General features: G+C 63.9%; 14 protein-coding genes and 1 riboswitch. Of the genes, 5 read left to right on the top strand and 9 right to left on the bottom strand.

From position 1 onward, the window contains the following. Positions 1-124 precede the first annotated feature (124 nt). Positions 125-1,432, top strand: a complete 1,308-nt coding sequence (locus tag AC1DD7_RS04130) for an MFS transporter (RefSeq protein WP_477513920.1) — start codon at positions 125-127, stop codon at positions 1,430-1,432. Between the two features lie 122 nt (positions 1,433-1,554). Here AC1DD7_RS04130 and AC1DD7_RS04125 read toward each other — a convergent pair whose 3' ends face one another. Both AC1DD7_RS04125 and AC1DD7_RS04120 read right to left on the bottom strand, forming a co-directional pair. Next, the gene (locus tag AC1DD7_RS04125) at positions 1,555-2,847 is read right to left on the bottom strand and encodes an MFS transporter (protein WP_477513919.1); all 1,293 of its coding nucleotides are present in this window, start codon (positions 2,845-2,847) and stop codon (positions 1,555-1,557) included. A gap of 31 nt (positions 2,848-2,878) precedes the next feature. Then, the gene (locus tag AC1DD7_RS04120; RefSeq protein ID WP_477513918.1) at positions 2,879-4,096 is read right to left on the bottom strand and encodes a M20 metallopeptidase family protein; all 1,218 of its coding nucleotides are present in this window, start codon (positions 4,094-4,096) and stop codon (positions 2,879-2,881) included. 139 nt (positions 4,097-4,235) lie between these two features. On the opposite strand from AC1DD7_RS04120, the gene AC1DD7_RS04115 reads away from it, so the two are divergent. After that, a complete protein-coding gene (locus AC1DD7_RS04115; RefSeq protein WP_477513917.1) occupies positions 4,236-5,273 on the top strand; it encodes an Lrp/AsnC family transcriptional regulator in 1,038 nt (345 codons plus the stop codon). A gap of 59 nt (positions 5,274-5,332) precedes the next feature. On the opposite strand, the gene AC1DD7_RS04110 is transcribed toward AC1DD7_RS04115, so the two are convergent. Next, positions 5,333-6,097 carry an SAM-dependent methyltransferase gene (locus tag AC1DD7_RS04110; protein WP_477513916.1) on the bottom strand — a complete coding sequence of 255 codons (765 nt, stop codon included), beginning with the start codon at positions 6,095-6,097 and terminating at the stop codon, positions 5,333-5,335. A gap of 143 nt (positions 6,098-6,240) precedes the next feature. Here AC1DD7_RS04110 and AC1DD7_RS04105 point away from each other — a divergent pair, with 143 nt between their 5' ends. Then, the gene (locus tag AC1DD7_RS04105; protein WP_477513915.1) at positions 6,241-8,253 is read left to right on the top strand and encodes an FG-GAP-like repeat-containing protein; all 2,013 of its coding nucleotides are present in this window, start codon (positions 6,241-6,243) and stop codon (positions 8,251-8,253) included. A 5-nt stretch (positions 8,254-8,258) separates the two neighbouring features. Here AC1DD7_RS04105 and soxR read toward each other — a convergent pair whose 3' ends face one another. After that, entirely contained in the window at positions 8,259-8,720 is a 462-nt protein-coding gene (gene soxR / locus AC1DD7_RS04100; RefSeq protein ID WP_431116761.1) for a redox-sensitive transcriptional activator SoxR, read from the bottom strand. Between the two features lie 68 nt (positions 8,721-8,788). Here soxR and AC1DD7_RS04095 point away from each other — a divergent pair, with 68 nt between their 5' ends. Both AC1DD7_RS04095 and AC1DD7_RS04090 read left to right on the top strand, forming a co-directional pair. Then, positions 8,789-10,189 (top strand): MFS transporter, encoded by a 1,401-nt coding sequence (locus tag AC1DD7_RS04095; protein WP_477513914.1) that lies wholly within the window; start codon positions 8,789-8,791, stop codon positions 10,187-10,189. Positions 10,190-10,562: 373 nt separating this feature from the next. After that, entirely contained in the window at positions 10,563-12,314 is a 1,752-nt protein-coding gene (locus tag AC1DD7_RS04090) for a DEAD/DEAH box helicase (protein WP_477513913.1), read from the top strand. Between the two features lie 130 nt (positions 12,315-12,444). On the opposite strand, the gene AC1DD7_RS04085 is transcribed toward AC1DD7_RS04090, so the two are convergent. The 5 genes from AC1DD7_RS04085 to AC1DD7_RS04065 form a co-directional block, all read right to left on the bottom strand. Then, positions 12,445-13,095, bottom strand: coding sequence for an MBL fold metallo-hydrolase (locus AC1DD7_RS04085; protein ID WP_477513912.1), 651 nt, complete (start codon positions 13,093-13,095; stop codon positions 12,445-12,447). Positions 13,096-13,104: 9 nt separating this feature from the next. Then, positions 13,105-14,112: an aldo/keto reductase gene (locus tag AC1DD7_RS04080; RefSeq protein ID WP_477513911.1), complete on the bottom strand. Its 1,008-nt coding sequence runs from the start codon at positions 14,110-14,112 to the stop codon at positions 13,105-13,107. Between the two features lie 203 nt (positions 14,113-14,315). Further along, positions 14,316-14,702 carry a DMT family transporter gene (locus AC1DD7_RS04075; protein WP_477513910.1) on the bottom strand — a complete coding sequence of 129 codons (387 nt, stop codon included), beginning with the start codon at positions 14,700-14,702 and terminating at the stop codon, positions 14,316-14,318. A gap of 2 nt (positions 14,703-14,704) precedes the next feature. Next, entirely contained in the window at positions 14,705-15,019 is a 315-nt protein-coding gene (locus AC1DD7_RS04070; protein WP_477513909.1) for a DMT family transporter, read from the bottom strand. A 9-nt stretch (positions 15,020-15,028) separates the two neighbouring features. Then, positions 15,029-15,094, bottom strand: a riboswitch (guanidine-III (ykkC-III) riboswitch). Positions 15,095-15,151: 57 nt separating this feature from the next. Continuing rightward, the gene (locus AC1DD7_RS04065; protein ID WP_477513908.1) at positions 15,152-15,796 is read right to left on the bottom strand and encodes a HutD/Ves family protein; all 645 of its coding nucleotides are present in this window, start codon (positions 15,794-15,796) and stop codon (positions 15,152-15,154) included. Positions 15,797-15,815: the final 19 nt, after the last annotated feature.

Raw genomic sequence — 15,815 nt, 5'->3', positions numbered from 1 at the left:
ACGGACGCCGATGCCGCACAGGCAGAGGTAATCCGGCGTATGTGGACAACGTCGCCGGCCCTCAAATCGCGGTCACATCACACCCATGGGCAGCAGACCGGGCACGGCTGACAGAATAGGACGTGTGACCTCCTCGAACAGGCCCGGCGTCGCAGATACAAGCGGCCAAGCAGACCCAATCCGCTACCAGGCCCTTCGGCCTGAAATCGCCGTGGATGCCGAGATCGACGACGTCCCGCCCGCACCGCCTACGCAGTTGCGCTCCAAGAGGGGCCTGATCTACCTCGGGATCTGCCTCGTCCTGATCGGCTTGAACCTGCGGACGGTCTTTTCGAGCTTCTCGGCTGTCCTTCCGGAAATAACGTCCGACGCCGGGCTACCGGGCTGGGCTGTGGTGGTCCTCACCACCGTTCCCGTGACTTTGCTGGGCATTTTCGCTCCCCTTGCCCCAACCCTTGCCCGCCGTTTCGGCGCCGAACGGGTCCTGCTGGGCGCGATGGCGGTGCTCACAGCAGGGCTTCTGGTGCGTCCAAGCGAAATCCCTGGAGTAGGCCACCTGCCCATGCTTCTCGCAGGAACAGCAGCCTGCGGAGCAGCGATCGCGCTCTGCAACGTCCTTCTCCCGGGCGTGGTCAAAAGGGACTTCCCGCACCGGCTCGGGCTCATGGGCGGCCTCTACACGACGGCAATCTGTGCTTCCGCCGCCCTTGGTGCCGGGTTCACGTATCCGGTGTTTACGGCAACCGGCCACTGGACTTCGGCGCTGTGGTCCTGGGCCGTGCCTGCCGTCGTCGTGCTTTTGCTCTTCCTTCCGCTGGCCATCCGGCAGCCATCGGTAAAGCACCAGGCGGTCCGTGGCGGCGTGAACGTGTGGCGATCGGCGGTGGCCTGGCAGGTCACGCTGTTCATGGTGCTGCAGGCCATGATGTCGTTCAGTGTGTTTGCGTGGCTGGCACCGATCCTGAGGGACCGGGGCATCGAGGGCGGGACGGCTGGCCTGATTGTGTCGGTGTCGATCGTGCTTCAGATGCTCGGTTCACTCTTCGCCCCTGCCCTGGCCACGCGGTTCAAGGATCAGAGGGTGATCAACACCGTGGTGGCCCTGATGACCGGCGGTGGCTTCGCCCTCAGCATCTTCGGACCCACTGAGCTGATCTGGATCTGGACCGGACTGCTGGGACTGGGACAGGGCTCCCTCACGGCGGTTGCCCTCACGATGATCATGGTCCGCACCCGCAATGCCCACACCGCCGCGCACCTGTCGGGAATGATGCAGGGTGTGGGCTACGGAGTGGGCTCGGTGGGAACTTTGCTCGTGGGACAACTGCACCAAGCCACGGGTGGATTCACCGCCGCGGGCGTCCTGTTCCTGGTAGTCGGAGCGTTGGCTGCGTTCTTCGGGTACCGGGCGGGCCGCAACAAGTTCGTTTAAACGCGTTGTGAGGCCCGCTCTGCATCCCCACCGCCTCCCTAACCTCGCAAGCTCGGCCAGGGAACCCGGGCGGCGTGGGCCCTGTTTCGGGAGGGGCGCAGAACGGGCCTCACAACGGGAACCTAGACCGTCAGGTCCTTGCCCTTGGTCTCCGGGATCGAGAAGGCGAACGCGATGCCGATCACCAGCAGGATCACTGCGTACACGTTGAACAGGTAGCCCTGGCCGATGCTGCCCAGCCAGGTCTGCAGGTAAGGGGCCGTGCCACCGAAGGCCGCTACGCAGATCGAGTACGGGACGCCGACGCCAACCGTGCGGATGTGCGTCGGGAACAGCTCGGCATAGACGGCCGGGACAATCGACGCGCTACCAGCGATGAAGAACAGCATCACGGACATGGACACGGTCAGCTGCCACGGCGAATCCTTCAGCAGCCACGTCATGGGGAAGTGCATGATCATGGCACCGATGGACGAGCCGATCAGCACAGGCTTGCGGCCAATGCGGTCGGACAGCTTGCCCCAGAACGGGAGCGCGGCGATGAACACAACATTGGCGATCACGCCGGCCCAGAGGGCTGCGCCGCGGTCCATCTTCAGGGTGGTGGCTGCGTAGCTCGGCGCCACGACACCCCAGATGTAGTAGACCACCGTGAGGCCAACGGTCAGGCCGATAACCTGCAGCGCCTGCTTGCGGTACTTCACGATCTGCGGCCACATCGGCAGGCGCTTTTCCTTGGGCGTCTCAGCCTCGAATGCGTGGGTTTCCTTCATCTTGGCCCGCATGAACAGCGCGTAGATGCCCAGTGCCCCACCGATGAGGAACGGAATACGCCAACCCCAGGCGCCCATGTCGTCCTTGGACAGGACAGCAGTGAGGATCGCGCCGAGCAGTGTTCCGGCGAGAATGCCGGCGGTGCCGGACGTGTAGATCAGCGTCGCCCAGAAGCCGCGCTTTTCCTTGGGTGCCATCTCGGACAGGTACGTCTGCGACGACGGCAGCTCACCACCGTGGGCGAGGCCCTGGATGAGCCGGGCGAGCAGGAGCATCACAGATGCGAATGCGCCAACAGCCTGGAACGTCGGAGCGATGCCGATGAGGAGGCTGCCGAGAGCGCCGAGGGCAACCGCTACCGTCATGGAGGTCTTCCGGCCGATGCGGTCGCCGATCCAGCCGAACACGAAACCGCCAAACGGCCGGGCAACAAACCCGACGGCGAAGATCGCCAAGGTGGACAGCACGGCAGACGTTGGGTCTGCCTGGCTGAACAAAGCACTCGCGATGAACGGCGAGAACGTGGCGTAGATGGCCCAGTCGTACCATTCAACGGCGTTGCCGATGCCGGTTCCGACGAGCGTGCGCAGGTGGGACTTGTGGACCTTGACTTCGGTGGACGTTCCAACGGTGGCGGTCATGTGTTTCTCCAAGGTGGGATAGGGCTGGGAGTTAGTTGGCGGCGAGGGCCGCGATGCGGGACACGGCGAGTTCTGCGTACAGGGCCGCGCCGTCGGTGAGGACACCGTCGTCGAACGTCGCGTACGGCGAGTGGTTGAAGGGCGACGTCGCGTGGTCGGTGCCTTGGGCAACGGCGCTGAGCCCTACGAATGTTCCCGGGACCTCGGCAAGGACGCGGGAGAAGTCCTCGGAACCACTCAGGGGAGTTGCCATCCGGGTCAGCCGGGACTCGCCGAACATGCCGGCGATGACCTTTTCCGCCGTGGTGGTTTCGTCCTCGTCGTTGATGGTGAGGGGGTATTCCTGCTGGTAGTCCACATCAACCTCCAGGCCGTGGGCTGCTGCGATGCCTTGGAGCAGCTTGGGTACTACATCCATCATCTTCTGCCGTGACTCTTCAGAGAAGGTTCTGATGGTGGCTTCGATGCGTGCAGTCTCAGGGATCACGTTCCGCTTGGTTCCTGCGTGCAGCACACCAACGGTGAGGACAACGGGATCGAACATGTTGAACTGGCGGGTCACCATGACCTGAAGGGCGGTGACCATTTCCGCTGCTGCGGTCACGGGGTCCTTGGCTGAATGGGGTGCAGAGCCATGCCCGCCGGCGCCAAGCACGGTTACCACGAGCCCGTCCGAAGAACTGAGCATCACGCCATTCTTGGTGACGAACTGGCCGTGGGGTTCCAGCGAGGAGAAGACGTGCATGCCGTAGGCCGTATCTGCCCGCCGGCCTGCAGCGTCCAGGACACCTTCGTTGATCATGTAGCTGGCGCCGTCGAAGCCTTCCTCGCCGGGCTGGAACATGAGGACGACGTCGCCGGCCAGTTTGTCGCGACGCTCAGCCAGCAAGGTCGCAGCTCCGGCGAGCATGGACGTGTGGAGGTCGTGGCCACAGGCGTGCATCGCTCCATCTACGCGGGACGAGTAGTCCACCCCGGTGGTTTCCTGGACCGGGAGGCCGTCCATGTCGGCGCGCAGCAACACCACAGGCTTCTTGGCCGACGCGTAGGCAGCGCCACCGCGCAGAACCGCGGTGACCGACGTCGTGTCCTTGCCCAGGGTGATCTCGTACGGGAGTCCGTCGAGTGCCTTCAGCACCTTTTCCTGGGTACGGGGGAGTTGCAGGCCGATCTCCGGTTCGCGGTGGAGGTCGTGGCGGAGGCGGACGATGTCGTCCTGCAGTTCCTTGGCGTCGGCGGCGATGGTCATATGTACTCCTGGTCTCGCTTGGCTACGGGGTTCCTCCTGCAATTCTGTGGTGACTTAACTCACAATCCTGAAAACATCTATAAAAATGCAGAGAAGCTCCAGAAACGCAGGATTCATGCACAGTTGAGAGAATGTACGCATGGAACTCAGCGAAGAGGATCTACGCCTCGTCAATGCCCTGCAGATTTCTCCCCGCATCAGCTGGTCCGATGCCGGCGAGGTCCTGGGCGTCCACGCCACAACACTGGCCGCGCGGTGGGATCGCCTGAAAGCCGCGGGTGCGGCCTGGACTACGGCGCATCTCATGGGCGACCCGAAGAACATGTGCCTTGCCATGGTGGACATCGACTGCGACATGGACCTCCGGCCTCAAGTCACGGCCGCCCTGGCAGAACTGCCTGAGGTCATCACAGTGGAAGAAGCGGCCAGTAACCGCGACCTCACGCTCACCGTCATCACCCAGGACCTCGATCAGTTCAGCACCAGCCTGCTGCCGCGGCTCAAGGAAGTCCGGGGGCTCACCAAGTACCACACCGCGCTTTGCACCCGCATCCATACCAGCGGCTATGCGTGGCGGCTGAATGTGCTCAACAAGGCCGAACAGCAGGCGCTCCGTGCAATGGCCGGGCCCGAATCGGCCAACCCGTCCGCTCCCGACGCCATCGTGGTGCCTTTACCCGAGAGCCATCTGGCCCTCATCCCGTTCCTATCCCGTGACGGCCGTGCTTCTGCTGCTGAGATAGCCCGGGCTTTGGGGCGGCATCCCGCCACGGTGCAACGTCAGTTGGGGCGGGTGCTGAACAGCAGGATGCTGTCCTTCCGCTGCGAGATCGCCCAGAAATTCTCCGGTTTTCCCATCACTGTCCAGTGGTTTGCGAACGTTCCGGCGGGCCAGCACGAAGCCGCCGCTACGGAACTCCGTTCCGTCCGGAATGTCAGGTTCTCCGCGTCCACCACAGGCCGCACCAACTTCACCATGATCATGTGGCTGCGCTCGCTGGCCGAGATCATGGAAATGGAACTCGCCATCCAGCAGCGGATCCCCGGCATCGAACTCGTGGAGAGCGTGGTCATGTTGAATACGGCCAAACGGGTTGGCTGGATGCTGAACCCGGATTCAACAGCCACAGGAACAGTGGTGGCACCGTATGGGGAACTGCTGCCGGAAACAGCGTAAGTTTTTGCCCGGGCTCACGACGACGGCGGGTCTGGCCTGTGTGCCGTTTCCCGCCTGTATCAGGGGTGCTTCGTGGCCCTGAGGACCGTATCCAAAACAGTAGCCGTCCCGCCCTCTGGACCCGTGATGGTGCGTTCCCGCGAAGTCAGGACGTTGACGAACCACGGCTCGCGATCCAGGCGGAGCGCCCCAGCCAACTGTTCGGGCGAGAAGAACATGCCCGTTTCGCGGTGGTGGCTCCACGGAGCGAGCCCATGAGGGTGATGTCCGACCACCAGCAACGTCCCGCCCGGCGCCACTGCCGCTGCAGCGGAAGCTACGGAGTCGCGCCACGGCAGGAGGGGGCTGTGGAGGAACTGTGCTGACACGAGGTCAAAGATGGGTGCCGGCTTCCATTCGGCAAGGTCCTGCTGCTGCCACGTGATCCGGTCAGCGTGGCCGGATTCCGTTGCATGGGCTGCCGCACGCTCAAGCGCGACGGTGGACACATCCACGCCGGTGACCGTCCAACCCTGCCCGGCGAGCCAGATGGCGTCTGCACCCTCGCCGCAGCCAAGGTCCAGGGCCGTTCCCGCGCGGAGGCCGGCCACTTCGGCGACCAGTTGAGGATTCGGATTTCCGCTCCAGACTTTTGGACGCTCCGTGTACATGCCGTCCCACATGTCAGCGGCGTTGTCGGCGTCCTCGTGGAGGTTGAGCCCGCCATGCCTAGGCCCGCTGTGGTCAGTGTCCTGATGGGTGTCCTGATGCGCGTTGTCATGGGCGCTGCCAGAGGCGCCATCCGTGGCGTGGGGAGTGCCGCCGTCGTTAGTGTGTTCAGCCATAAGCCAAGCGTGCCGTGAGCTGGCTACCAAAGGCAACGCCTGTTGCTGCTTCGGCAAAACACACATACGAACAAAATGATCTGGTTTTTCCATTCGATGGTGACTAGCGTTTGATCCAAGCGCCGGACACAAGTCAGTGGCGCATGAAACCGGGGGGATTCATGATGTTCCGGACGCCTACGTTCACTGCGCGTGCTGCCTTTGTCGCATTCGCAGCGGCCTTCACACTCGTGGCTTCAGGGTTACCAGCCCAAGCCAAACCGCTGAAGCCCGACGCCGTCGCGGGAGCCAAAGCACCGACCATCACTGCACCAACCATCACTGCACCAACCATCACCGCACCCATGGCGACTTTCGGGACGCCTTCCAGGATCGATGTTCCCAGCCCACACTTTGTTAAGCCGAGCCCTGACGGCAGCAAGCTGTTCACAGTGTCCGCGTCCGGGGCGTTCACCTCGATCGATGTTGCCACCGACACCGTGACTGCGAGCATCGATGTTCGGGATGTTACGGCTATGGAGGTCAGCCCGGACGGCGCCAAGGTTTACCTGGCAACAAGCGAATTCCAGGAACATTTCCTCACCGTCGTGGACACCGCGGCCATCACGGTCGCGGACATACCCGTGGACGGCCCGGTCTTCAGCCTCGCATTTACTCCTGACGCATCCAGCGTTTACGCGGCCGTGTACGGGACCCCTGCGGACACGGGCTCGACGCCGGGATCGGTTGCGGTGATCGATGTGGCGGCGGCGTCCGTGGTTTCCTCGATTCCCGTTGGTCGCGAGCCAACGCAGATTCTTGTGACGCCGGATGGGACCAAGGTCTTCGCACTGAATCTCCTGGACCAATCGGTCTCCGCCATCGAGACGTCTACAAACACCGTGACCAGCACTATTCCGCTCGGCGGGACGTCAACCGGGGGGTCCATGACCCCGGACGGATCCAAACTGTACTACCCCAAGCTCGAAGGCGGGATCGCCATCGCAAGCGTCACCACGGATACCGTGATCGGGGAAGTGGTAACCCAAGCCGTGGCCACGGCGCCAAGCTTCACTCCAGATGGGTCGCGGGCGTTCGTCGTGGACCAGATTCCCAATGACAATCACGTGGCTGAAGTCGATCTGCAGGGGAATTCACTGACGCGGGTCAGCCTCGGTGAGGGCCCGGTCATGAACATGGGATCCCTCACGGTCCAAGTCAGTCCGGACGGTGGGCGGCTCTATGTGCTGGGCCACGACATCAACGTGCTCAGCCTGCCGACGCTCAAACCAGCAGGCGTCATTCTGTTGGAAGATGGGCTGCTTCCCCGCCAGTTCGTCATGCTCCCGGACGGCTCCAAGGGGTACGTCGTTCCGGGCAACCAGGGCGATTACCTCTTGGCTATCACCACGGCAGGACCGGAGAATGTGTGGAAGGACTACAACTCCGACGGCGCTACGGACGTTCTCGCCCGCGACTCAGCCGGCGCCCTGTGGCTGTACCCGGGAAACGGCAACAAAGGCTGGCTGCCCCGCTCACAGGTTGGTTCCGGGTGGAACATCATGAACCTGTTGATGGCGGCTGGAGACTTTGATGGAGACACCAAACCGGATGTCCTGGCCCGCGACGAGGCCGGTGATTTGTGGCTGTATCCGGGCGACGGCAATTCTGATTGGCTGCCCCGCTCCAAAGTCGGCGTCGGCTGGAACGCGATGACTGCCGTCGTGGCCCCTGGCGATTTTGATGATGATGGCAAAGCTGATGTCCTTGCCAGGGATAGTGCCGGTGACCTCTGGCTGTATCCGGGGAACGGCTCGGGCGGGTGGCTTCCGAGATCGAAGGTGGGTACGAACTGGAACATGATGACAGCCATCATGGGCCCGGGGAACCTCCGCTACCCGGGACGCGACATCCTTGCCCGCGACACCTGGGGCACGCTGTTTCTCTACGAACCCGACGGCTCGGGTGGTTGGTACCCACCCTTGCTGGTTGGCATCGAGTGGAACGTTATGTCGGCAATCGTCACCCCGGGCGACTTCGACAGCGACGACGTGCCGGACATCCTTGCCCGCGACGCCAGTGGCACTCTCTGGCTCTACCCAGGGCAGGACTTCGGGGGATATTCGCCGCGAGTACAGGTGGGGGTGGGCTGGAATGTCATGACGGCGATCATCTAAGGGGATTATCCGGGCTGGTTCCAGCGTTGCGCTCCTGCGCCGGTGGCCCCCAGTTCGTCGGCAGGGTTCTGAAGCGTGCACGATTTCAGGCTCAGGCAACCACAGCCGATGCAGCCATCCAGATCGTTCCGCAGGTGTTGCAGGGCAGCAATCCGTTCGTCGAGTTCCTTGCGCCACCGCGACGATAACCGTGTCCAGTCCCGTTTGGTGGGCGTCCGCCCGTCCGGCAGGGAGTCCAGCGCCTCACGGATGTCCTTCAGAGGAAGGCCAACTCTTTGCGATGTTTTGATGAATGCCACCCGACGCAGCGTTTCGCGCCGGTACCGCCGCTGGTTGCCGGCCGTGCGTTCAGCCGTGATGAGCCCATTGCGTTCGTAGAAGTGAAGGGCCGACGGCGATACTCCGCTGCGCTCGGAAAGCTCACCGATGCTCAGGGGCCGGTGGGCGCTGCCTGGAACTGGTGGCATGGCTGGTCCTCCGGTGGTGGGCGTGGTGGATTGACCTCAACATTAGTTGAGGTTCTAGGGTAACGTCCATGACCTCTGATACCTCAACGGCCGGGATACTCCGCCGTCCATACCTGCTGGCCACCGTTGGTGCTTGTGCGCTCGTTTTCCTCAGCGCTTTCGAGTCCCTGGCGGTAACCACCATCATGCCGCTCGTCAGCCGGGACCTGGACGGAGCCACCCTTTACGCGCTGGCCTTCGCAGGCCCCTTGGCGACTGGCGTGATGGGCATGGTGGGAGCAGGTAACTGGTCCGATCGTCGGGGTCCGGCGGCGCCGCTGTACGCATCGGTGGCACTTTTCGTTGCGGGCTTGCTGATTGCAGGAACAGCCGGGAGCATGGAGGTCCTGGTGCTGGGAAGGCTCGTGCAGGGACTCGGCGGCGGTGCCATGACCGTTGCGTTGTACGTGCTCGTGGCACGGGTCTACCCGCCTGCCCTGCATCCCAAAATCTTTGCCGCGTTTGCCGCTTCCTGGGTGATCCCTTCACTCGTGGGCCCGTTCGCGGCAGGTATTGTGGCGCAGCTCAGCAGTTGGCACTGGGTATTCCTGGGCGTCGTGGGGCTGGTTGTTCCGGCACTGCTGATGGTGGTGCCGGCTGTGCGGGGGATGGCTCCCGACTCCGAAGAAGATACCCAGCGCGTGCCGTGGGCTTTCGGCCGCATGGGCTGGGCTGCGCTGGCCGCCCTGACCGTCCTCGCGCTGAACCTGTCAGCAGAGGTGCCGGGCGTGGGCGGGGTGATTGCCGTCGTTGCACTTGTCCTTGCTGTGGTGGCGGTCAGGCCGTTGGTCCCGCGCGGAACACTGGTTGCTCGCCGAGGCCTTCCCAGCGTGATCCTCACCCGCGGTTTGGCATCGGCGGCGTTTTTCGGCGCGGAGGTCTACCTGCCGTACTTGCTGACCGAAGAGTACGCTTTCACGCCGACGTTTGCCGGGCTCACGCTAACCGGCGCCGCGCTCGCATGGGCAGGAGCATCCGCTCTGCAGGGCCGGTTGGGTTCCAAGTTGGCCGATGACCTCGCCGTGAAAATTGGTGCTGCGCTGGTGCTGGTGGCCATAGTGCTGGCCCTGGTGACAGCGGCCTTGGCACTGCCGGCGGCCATTGCCATCGGAGGCTGGATCCTTGCCGGCGGTGGCATGGGACTGATGTACCCGCGGCTGAGCGTCATGACGTTGGCGCTCTCGACTCCCGATAACCAGGGCTTCAACAGCGCAGCGATGTCCATCTCCGACTCCATGGGCGGCGCCCTGGCCCTCGCCGCCACGGGACTCGTCTTCGCGGCATTTACGACGACGAAACCGTTTGCGGGGGTCTTCGCACTGACGGCGGTGATCGCCGTCGTCGGGGTCGTCATAGCGCCGCGGGTCGCCACCCGGGCGGGGGCCTCCACAACGCGGGAAACCCAGCCTGAGCCCTCGCTCCATCAGTAGCCCGACGCGAGCTTGCTGTGGCGCCTGACTTGTGGGGCCTGCTCTGCGTGCTATTTGAGTCCGGAAGCACGCAGACCAGGCCCCGCAACGCAGGCCTGAAGCAGCCCGATGCAGGGCTGGACGCCGAACACTGCTAGACTGGGAGCACTTGATGTGCGGTGACGCCCTGAAGCAGGTGGCCCAACAGGCTACGTGACGGGGCATTTTTCATGTGAGAGGCACATCCTGCGTCGATGAACGCTTCCATTTGGTCCCGGCCAACGCTCCAGCAGCGAACCGGTAGACCACCTGACTTTTCCTCGGCGAACCCCTGGCCCAACCGGCGTCGGGGGCCGATGTCCGCAACTGGACACCGCCCGAAAGACATAAGTACATGACTACTTTTGCTGCCCTTGGCACGCCCAAGGCTATTGCTGATTCCCTCGCCGCAGACGGCATCGAAGAGGCATTCCCCATCCAGGTGAAGACCCTCCCGGATACGCTCGCAGGCCGCGACGTCCTGGGTCGGGGCCGCACCGGCTCCGGCAAGACCATCGCTTTCGCCATCCCGCTTGTGGCCCGCTTGGCCGAGCGTGAAGCCAAGCACTTCCGCAAGCCGGGCCGCCCCATGGGCCTCGTCCTTGCTCCGACGCGTGAACTCGCAACCCAGATCAACGCCACAATCGAGCCATTGGCCAAGGCCATGGGCCTGAACACCACGGTGATCTACGGCGGCATCTCCCAGGCACGCCAGGAAAAGGCGCTGCGCGCCGGCGTCGACATCGTCATCGCCTGCCCGGGCCGCCTCGAAGACCTGATCCGCCAGCGCATCCTGACCCTCGAAGCCGTTGAGGTCACCGTGCTGGACGAGGCAGACCACATGGCTGACCTCGGCTTCCTCCCGGTGGTCAAGAAGCTCATGGACATGACCCCCACCCAGGGTCAGCGCCTGCTCTTCTCGGCGACGTTGGACAACGGTGTTGACAAGCTGGTCAACCGTTACCTGTCCAACCCGCTCACGCACTCCGTGGATGACCCGCAGGCTGCCGTCACCACCATGGAACACCACGTCCTGGTAGTCAACGATCAGACCGTGAAGAAGCAGCTCATCGTCGAACTGGCCTCCGGCGCCGGCCGCCGCGTCCTCTTCATGCGGACCAAGCACCACGCCCGCAAGCTTGCCAAGACCCTGACGGACGCCGGCATCCCCGCCGTCGACCTTCACGGCAACCTGTCGCAGAACGCCCGCGACCGCAACTTGGCCGAGTTCTCCAACGGTGACGTACGCGTCCTGGTAGCCACCGACGTCGCAGCCCGCGGCGTGCACGTTGACGACGTCGAACTCGTCATCCACGTTGACCCGCCCACAGAGCACAAGGCGTACCTGCACCGCTCAGGCCGCACGGCCCGCGCCGGTTCCGATGGCACTGTTGTCACCCTGACGCTCCCGGAGCAGCAGAGCGACGTCAAGAAGCTCATGAAGGCTGCCGGCGTCGACGTATCGTTCGAGCGCGTCACTGCCAACTCGCCGCTGGTCGCCGAGCTCGTGGGCGACATCGCAGACAAGGTTGATCCCCGCACCCGTGCGGCCCTCCTCGCGGCGAAAGCCCCGCAGGGTGGCGGCACGTCAACTGGCGCCAACGCCCAGCGAAAGCGCGCACGCCGTACCGGCGGCCAGGCTGCACCCACCACGGGTGGCCGTGGCGGTCGCGGCGGACGCGGCAAGGTGGCAGCTGAGCCGGTTCGCACCGACATCAACCGCGCTGACCGTCGCGCAGCAATGAACGACGACGTCGCCCGCAGCTCACGCGGCCGCGGCAAGGCTGGTGCCACGCACCGCAACGACGTTCCCGGCTCGCAGGGCCAGGGCGCCCGCAGTGGCCGTCCGGCTTCGGGCCAGCGTGCCGCTACCGGTGGCCAGCGCTCTGCTTCGGCTCCGCGCACCGCGTCCACCACGAGCACCCGCACTGGCGGAAACAAGGCTGTTTGGTCTTCCGCAACGGGCGCTGCATCCGGCGGATCCTACGGTTCGGGCTCCAGTGCTTCCGGCAACTCCGGTCGCGGGGGCTCCGGCGCCGGTCGTCCGGCACGCAGCGGCCCGCGCCGTGCATCGGCTCCCGCATCGAACGAGCGTCGCGGCCGCTAATACCCCACCGGCACCCTCGCCTCGCAAGCTCGGCCAGGGAACCCTGCCGGCGTGGGCCCGGGTTGGAAGGCCCGCTCTGCGCACTGTCCCCAAGGAATAGAGCGCAGAGCAGGGCCCCGCAACGCATGCCTCACCAGCCGCGGGCGCGCCACTCCTCAAGGTGTGGCCGCTCGGCTCCGAGGGTCGTGGGCAATCCATGGCCCGGGTGCACCACGGTCTCGTCCGGGTAGGCGTCGAACAGCCGCTCTTTCACGTCGTTCAACAGTGAAGTGAAACGTGAAGGATCGCCCTGTGTGTTGCCGACGCCTCCGGGAAACAACGAGTCCCCACTGAAAATGTGGGCAGGCCCATCCGGATCCTGGTAAACGAAAGCGATCGAGCCAGGGGTGTGTCCACGCAGGTGGATTGCCGTGATCTCGAAGTCGCCGAACCGCTCGACGTCGCCGTGACCAAGCCGGACATCTACCGGAACGGGCAGCGCATCGGCGTCGTCCGCTCCTGCAGAAGTGCTGGCGCCCGTAGCTGAGACCAGCTCACCCAAGGCACGGATGTGGTCCCAATGCTGGTGCGTGGTGGCGATTCGGACGAGCTTCGGCACCTCGGAAGTATCCGTTTCGCTGTCCTTCAGGAGTTGCTGAATGGCTGGAAGGTCGTCGGCGGCGTCGATCAACAGCTGCACGCCTGTCGACTTCGAGGTGAGCAGATACACATTGTTGTTCATCTCGCTGACCGAGATGCTCCGGATGGTGACATCCCGCGATGAGTGAATAAGCGAATCCATCGGCTCAGTCTATGCAGTGGTCGTGTTGGCTTCGCGGCCTTGCGACACCCAGTTGGGGTCGGCAGAACGTGAACCCACGACGGCGTCCGCGGCTTGGTCGAGCACCTCAAGTTGCGCTGTTCCCAGTTGCAGGGACAGAGCGCCAAGGTTCTCATCGATGCGGTGCGTTTTGCGCGTGCCGGGGATGGGGACCACCGGCAGTCCAAGGCGCTTGCCTTGGGCGAACAGCCAAGCCAGTGCTACCTGGGCTGGAGTTGCACCCAGGTCATCGGCTACCTCCCGAACCGCGGCCACTACGGCCTGGTTTGCATCGAGGGCCTCGCCACCAAAGCGGGGAATCTTGTGGCGGAAGTCGTTTTCGCCCAAGTCGCTCGCGCTAATGGTTCCCGTGAGGAACCCGCGGCCGAGCGGCGAATAAGGCACAAAGCCAACACCGAGTTCCTTCGCTGCGGGAACAACGTTTTGCTCAACATCCCTGCTCCAGATTGACCATTCACTCTGGACCGCGGCAATGGGATGGACGGCGTTGGCCTGCCGGAGCTCCTCGGCTGTCACCTCAGACAGTCCAAGGTGCCGAACCTTGCCCTCACGGACCAGCTCCGCCATGGCCTCCACGGTTTCCACTATCGGAACGCGGAGGTCCCGGCGGTGCAGGTAGTAGAGGTCAATCACGTCAGTGTCCAGGCGGCGGAGGCTAGCTTCTGCCGCCTGCCTGACGTAGAGCGCATCGCCGCGAACTCCCGTGTACCCGTTCGCGGCGTTGCCCTCTATCCCGAATTTTGTTGCCAACTGGACCTCGTCGCGCCGGTCTTTCAGGAGCTTGCCCACCAACTCCTCGTTGCTTCCGGAGCCGTAAACATCCGCGGTGTCGATGAAGGTGATTCCCGCATCCACCGCATGCCTAAGTGTCTGCAGGGCTTCCTCGGGGTCGATTCCCCCATACACCGGCGTCAGGGCCATGCCGCCAAAGCCGAGGGGGCTAACAGAAAGGCCATCGCCGAGTTGAACTGTAGTCATGAACTTCTCCCATGAGTGTTGGTATTCGAAGTGCCCTTTGTTGGCGTGAACTCCATGGACGCGATGGGTATTCCTGCGCGAGGCTGCGGTCCTTCCCAGTTGCTCGGGCCCTGACGAATTCCAAAGCTGCGCAGCCCCCGGGTATCCGGGGATTTGCCGGGACTGGGGCAGGTGCGAGTGGAGGCAACTGGGAAGGAGCGTGGCTACTCGGCCTTGGCCGCGGGTTTCTCAGCAGACAACGCCTTCAAACCGGCAGCACAACCAACGATTCCGGCGATGAAGAGAAGCTTCAGCGGGCTGGCAGGCTCTACCCCTGTAACCATCGCCCACCCAACAGTCAGTGCCGCTCCGATTCCAACCCATACTGCGTAGGCGGTGCCCAAGGGGATCCGCTTTACGGCGATCCCGAGTCCGAGCATGCTCAATGCTGCCGTCACCGCGAAAACCACTGTGGGTAACAGTTGGCTGAAACCGTTGGAGAGACCCAGCGCGGTGGCCCACACGGCTTCGAGGACGGCGGAGGCGAGGAGAACCAGCCAGAAGACGCCGTTCTTCGCAGACTTCTGGGTATTGGTGGTTGTTGCAGCCACGGCTACGCCACCACCTTCAGGCCAACCACGCACGCGCCGATTCCTGCGAGCAGGAGCAGCCGGGCCGTCGTCGCGCGTTCCACCTTGGTGACCATGGCGTATGCCGACGTCAGGACGACGCCGACACCAACCCACACCGCGTACGCCGTACCAGTAGGAATGGATTGCATGGCGATCGCGAGGCCGCCGGTGCTGGCGATGACGCTCACCAGGAAGACGACTGTGGGGACGGGCTTGCGGAAGCCCTTTGAGCGGTGCAGGGCTGCAGCCCAAACGGCCTCGAGCGCGCCGGAGAGAATGAGAATTAACCACGACATGACAGATCCTTTGGCCAGTCTTGTCGCGTGCCGGGTACTGAACCGTCGTCCGGAGGTTCCAGAGCGGAACCTTGATTTCAGGCTAGCAACTCCTGCAGAGGGTGGCCACTTCTGGTGGCCAAAGTCACCAGCTCAGGCGTTTGCGGGGTCCACTTTGTCGATGGAGATCACGGCAACAAAACCTCGGCCCGAGATCTCGGGGCTCCGCGTATCCGAGCCCACTATGGCGTCGTACCGGTTCAACTCAACCGGTTCGGCCAAGCTGGCAGCCGGGCTGGCGCCGTCGGACTCTTCCTCCGGATCTGCGCCCTCCACAGAGGTGCCAGGCGTGACCGTCGCCTTGCCTTCCAGGAGGACGGCCAGCTGGCCCTCGAAGACGGGGTGCGCGCGTTTCTTGGAGATCTCGACGATGGACGTGTACCCCTTGAACGCGCTGGCGCGAGCGATGACATTGAGATCGCGGATGTCCCCGGTGGGAAGTGTGGCGGACGATGCTGCCTCGCCGGAGAAACGGAACGGACGATACTTCTCCAGCGGGTGCTCCTCGCCATCGACGGTCAGCAGCAGCAATTCACCGTCAATGATGGTGATGACCCGTTCCATTCCCGGAAAGTTGGAGAAGTCCCCAGCCTTGGAGACATCGGCGATGCTGACGCGCCAATCCCATGCACCGTCCTGGGCCGAGGCGACCTTCGGGTGGCTGGCGAGTTCGCGCGTCACCCCGCCTCCGTTGCGCCACGGTTCGGGGTGGATGTCGGCAAAGCGGATAATCTCCATCCGACCAGCCTAGTGGTGG

The sequence above is a fragment of the Paenarthrobacter sp. 10L412 genome, from assembly GCF_056395565.1.
The sequence above is the reverse complement of the archived record's forward strand: the minus strand, read 5'-3'. Positions and strand labels throughout refer to the sequence as shown.